Annotated in this window: 2 protein-coding genes; both read right to left on the bottom strand. The window is 31.5% G+C overall.

Annotation, left to right across the window (positions count from 1 at the left end; all coding sequences use genetic code 11):
- Window positions 1-92: 92 nt before the first annotated feature.
- A complete protein-coding gene (locus BFL01S_RS18825; RefSeq protein WP_061786630.1) occupies window positions 93-1,763 on the bottom strand; it encodes an Eco57I restriction-modification methylase domain-containing protein in 1,671 nt (556 codons plus the stop codon).
- A gap of 20 nt (window positions 1,764-1,783) precedes the next feature.
- A complete protein-coding gene (locus BFL01S_RS18820) occupies window positions 1,784-4,795 on the bottom strand; it encodes an Eco57I restriction-modification methylase domain-containing protein (RefSeq protein ID WP_061786629.1) in 3,012 nt (1,003 codons plus the stop codon).
- Window positions 4,796-5,238: the final 443 nt, after the last annotated feature.

Below are 5,238 nucleotides of genomic sequence, written 5' to 3'. Positions count from 1 at the left end.
CCTGTAAATGACTTAATTAAAAATTGATTCAGTCTTTACATAAAAATGGGTTATCTCTACGCCGAAACTCGACACTTGAGATAACCCAGACCTTATTTCCCATTTCTTTTTTTTCTATTTAATCTTCTATTCATAAGTTTTTTCCATATTTTACGGAATTGTAGCACCACTTCTTTTTCTATCCCTATATATTCTATTAAAACTGTTTGATCAATTTCATCAAGGATAATTTCAATATCTTCATTGTCTCTAATAACTTTGTCTATTTTACTTATTAGGGTACTTGTTAATGAACGGTCAATATCCTGAAGATTCGGTAATACAATCTTTTCCAACTCTCCCGGCAATATTTCAAGAACTCCGCCCCCATAGCTCCTGCCTTCAATCTCAGTAAAAGCAAAGGTTATACTATTGTAATAAGAAAGCAGCGCTTTATCCCTGTCAATGTCTTTATTAAATCGTATCCTATGCATAGTATCAGTACTCACTGCATCAATATCATTTAATACAAACTTAGGAAATTTATTGTTTCTTCTTAGAAAGAAAGCATCTGGAACCCATACGGATGGGATATGAAACCAATTCTCACGTATGCTACACTTGTACCCAGTGTGCATTCCTTTTTCTTCACCAAATTTAATATACTCCTGATAATTGTGAGGCAATGAATCATAAGACTTATTTGGGAAATAAACAAGTTGAGCAGCAACACCTTTATCAACATTCTTTCTCCAGTCATCATAATTAAAATATAGACCGCTCGCATGAGCGCTTCTGCCGATCAATGGTAAAGTCACTTCTTGCAAACCATACTTTTGAACTGTTTCATTGTCTACTGAAAAATATTTATTATTTCCAGTGGTGATCCCAATATCAATATCAGCAATTTCTTTAAACTTCAAAAACTTGTCATTACTTTTTATTTGGTTTATTAACGTAATCTCTTCATTATTTAAAAAGTACTTTGTCCATTTGTCCGATGTATGATCAACATCTTTGAATTCTATAGTAAGATTATTAAATTGTTCTTCTAAAGTACTAACGTTTTTTACTTCTATAACAGTAATTTTATTTTTCTCTTTTACTTTTTTTTCAGTTTTCTCTCCAAGAAGCAGAACTACTTCTTGTTGTACGTCTGGGAATACTAATTCTTCAAAAGTGACAATAGATACTTTTGAAAGGTGTTCAATTAGAAACAAGCGAAGTTCCTCGGCATACGCCACTTGCAAAAGCTCCGCTGGTATGACTAGTCCAACCTTACCGTTATTATTGAGCATTTGAACAGCAGCAACCACAAAGGATACCCAAGCATTTATTAATTTGTTCGATTTCATCCCATTCTCAACGAGAATTTTAGCCTGTGTATCTCTTTGCCCAGCAGTAAGATATTGATATCTTATATACGGAGGATTACCAAGTATTATGTCGAACTTTTTATTTTTTAGATTACTATTAAATTCTTCAAAGAAGTCAGAATTAATAACATTAAAATCAGGATTATAAAAAGTTCTTTCCTTTGCAACATTTGCCTCATTTTCGATTAATTCAATTGCTGTACAATAAAACTTATTTAAGTTTTGAAGGTTAGTAAGACTTTCTAAAAAAACACCATCACCACAACTTGGTTCAAGTATTTGAAGAACATTATTATCTGAGTTCCTCTTTTGAGGTAATGCCCATTTAACAATAAAATCGGCTATTAATTTTGGAGTATAATAACCTCCTCTGAGCTTTTGTTCAGTGCTGTTTACTTTTAATTTCATTACTTCCACCCTTTAAAAAATCACTTGAGCATATCTTCTATACCGTAAAGTTTACTCACATTTTCTTGAATTGACTTAATTAATTGTTCCTTCTCACTAATTAATGCATTGAGCCTTCTTTTATCAAGCTTTTTCTTTAGCTCTTCATTAATTGCATAGATTCTACGAGTTCCCTCAATAGTATTATAATATAATTTAGCTTGTTCCTCATTGTTAAAATCAATTCTTATTATTGGTATATTCTCCAGTACCGCTGTTCCTCTTGAATGAAAGCCATTATCAAAATCACTTCCAATTATAGAAGTTAGCCATTCAATAACAGGGTGATTCAAAACAGCTTGAACAAATTCGAGTTTGTACGGACTGTCTTCTCTTTCAGCAATAGCACAGTAACCAGCTGTTCCACCTGAAGCAATTAACATGTCTTGTTTATCATAGATATAAAGTGGTTTCTTTGTTAGGATTCCTACGATTAATTTCGGCGTATCAATAAAACGAGTTAAAGCTTGAATTCTTCCATAATGATACCAAGTATCTGCAGTAGCGTGGGGTACATCACGTCCCTTCTTATCACCACTTATTTGTTTTGGTAACAATCGATTGTAGTGTTGCTTTAAATAATGATAAGCATATGGGTAATTTTGCGCCATTTCAGAAGGAGTAATAATCTTACCTTCTTTATCGTAAGGGAATATTATCCATTTATTTGCAACTAGCGGATCATACGTGTCCATGTTTCGTTCTGAACCTTTTGTTGGTTTAAAATATGGTCGTAAAATTTGCTTTTCAATTAGGTATTCACTTTCGTTTTTAATTACTCTAATGTATTTTTTATTGTCTTCAATGATTTGCTCATTAGTAAACCAGTAGACGGGAAACGGTGATTCAGCACTTGTTTGAATTCCATTAAAAATATCAGCAACTCCCTTACCTAATGGAGTAGCATTTTCATAAAGTTTATTTATTAGCTGCGCCTGTTTAGTGTCAGAAACTATTACCCATGATGATTCGGACAATATGCGACTGTCTAAAGTGACTCTTCGCTTTTGATCTAAATTATACTGGTTTGCCCACCATTCATTTAAATTTGAAACTTCTTCAAATTCAAAGTGCGTATTTTCTCTTTTCTGAGCTACTAGAATCGAGCTATAGGTGGTAACTCCTTTTTTCTTAAAAAGTTGAGCAGAATTAAAATCAATAAATTCCTTTATAAGTGACTCTTTTGTTAGTAATTTACGAAGTTTTTCACCAGATTTTATTTTTGAAAACTTATTCGGAACTATGTAACAAAGTACCCCATTAGGTTTTAGTTTTTCCAATGCACGTTCAATAAAAATGAAATATTTATCAAATTGCTTATAGGAAGAGTTATACTTCTTCTTGTATATCTCATATTCAATTCTAGGTAATAAATTTACCATATCTTCAGTTGTTACATATGGCGGATTACCAATTATAGTATCAAATGTTTTTACTCCATCTTTAAATTCCCAATTAAATGGCGCTATTTCATAACTCTCATTAGAATTGAGTTCTAGTTTATGAATATGGTTATAATCAATTAATGCGTTTCCCTGTTTAATGTTTTCATCTAAATAGGGTAGTAAGCTTTCTCGATTAAGAAGCGTCGGTACTGTCTCCTTTTCAAGTAACTTTAATAATAGACTAAATTTCGCTACCTCAACTGCATTAGGATCAATATCGATACCAAAAATACATGACAATAAAATCTCTCTTTTATCCTCAAATGGAAGAGAGTATTCTGAATTCCCTACTTCTAATAAGTAGTTAGGTTTATTTTTTAGATACCATTCTTTTACAAATTCAATTAGATACTCAAACACTTCTATTAGAAAAATCCCTGAACCAGAGGCAATGTCAGCTACTTTTATTTCTAAAATTTCTTTTGGTTTTTTACCCTGACACAGAGGTTCCAACGCCTTTTTAACCATTATTTTAACGATTTCTATTGGAGTAGATACTATATCCCGATTTATATTTTCTTTTTTCTTTGAAAGAATCACTGTACCATCATGTGATAATGTTAATTTTTCTGCCAAGAATAATTCATAAATTTCTCCTAAAATATTTGCTTCAATAACACTGAATACAAAAGGACTCTGCGGGTAATATAAGCTTTTTATTATGTCTAGGATAAGTTCATCACTCAACTCTAAAATTAGTTGATTATCCTCAAAAAGACCTGAATTATATTTTTTATCCGCAGCCTTCAAAACATCAAGCAACTCATTTTTCACCTTTGTTGGGTCAATAGTTGTTTCTTGAAGTTTATGATATATTGGTAAATTTCGATCTTCGCATATCCTCAAAAAGACCATCTGATTAATAAAGTTCTGAGTAATGTCATTTATGTATTCAAGGGAATAGTCTGGATTTTGTTTTATAATTTCGTTTGCTAGTTGGATTCTCCATTCATTAATTTGCCTTAAAAAATAATCATCAATTGATTTGTGGTCTCTATTTGCCATTAGATGATTAAAACTTGAGTCGAACTTTCCGCTATAAAGAGTTTCCCTTGAAACCAGTTCGTTTATTTCATCCCACTTTTCGATGTATTCTGTAAAATGATACTTTTTCACTAAGGCAGTATATGGATAATCACTACTCTTAGGTGGAACAGTTGTATCATAGATTAGGAGATATTCAAAATTAGTTAAAATCGAGATAAAATGACCGGCTGACCAGCCGTAACTTCTTGCTTGAAAAGCAGGATCTGGATCTATCAAAATATCAACAGACGGCTTTTTTGCTTCCACGAAAAATTTTTTAATACCGTTTACTGCAAAAGTGTAATCTGGCCTTGCAACAGATTTAATATAATCTTCCGGAATAACCTCTCTTATTGCGGGTTGTAATCCTCTACTATTACTTATATCCCACCCTAACGCCTCAAAAAAAGGATCTATAAATTCAATTCTTGTTGAATGTTCGTTGTACTTATTCTTACTAGATTTGTAAACTTCTAAATTCTTATTAAAATTATCTACAAGTTTTTTTATAGTTTCTTTCATACTTTCCCCCGGCTTTTTGCTTATGATAAATCTTATTATACAGAACTTAGAACACGAATGTAGACGTCAAGTCGAATTTTACACTTTTTGCTGATTTGCTTTTTACACTTCTGCTGAAAATCCATTTTTTCTACGTTAATTAGAAGAATTTAAAAAGCCCCTAATACAACAAAAAACAAGGTTATAAAGTTTCAGATTTAACCGTCTAAGTAATGTAACAATGAAATAAAGGTTCAGTTCCATTTATAAAATCATATTTTTTTAAGAAAAAGACTTCGAATATGAAAATACGAAGGTACAATGTATTCCGGTTAACCAAATTACAAGCAAAATTACAAGAAATAGGGATAGAACAGCAGTAATTAGTATTTTATATGTAAAATTAAAAATCAAAAGGAGAAATTCAAATAAATGAGATCACTAGCGTCGCATTAAAATAATTT

The sequence above is a fragment of the Priestia flexa NBRC 15715 genome, from assembly GCF_001591565.1.
GTDB classification, from domain to species: domain Bacteria; phylum Bacillota; class Bacilli; order Bacillales; family Bacillaceae_H; genus Priestia; species Priestia flexa.
This window is presented reverse-complemented; position numbering and strand designations above follow the sequence as displayed.

Bases quoted from the DNA above. Each gene is read 5' to 3' on its own strand.
- BFL01S_RS18825 (WP_061786630.1), bottom strand. From the start codon at position 1,763: ATGAAATTAAAAGTAAACAGCACTGAACAAAAGCTCAGAGGAGGTTAT.
- BFL01S_RS18820 (WP_061786629.1), bottom strand. From the start codon at position 4,795: ATGAAAGAAACTATAAAAAAACTTGTAGATAATTTTAATAAGAATTTA.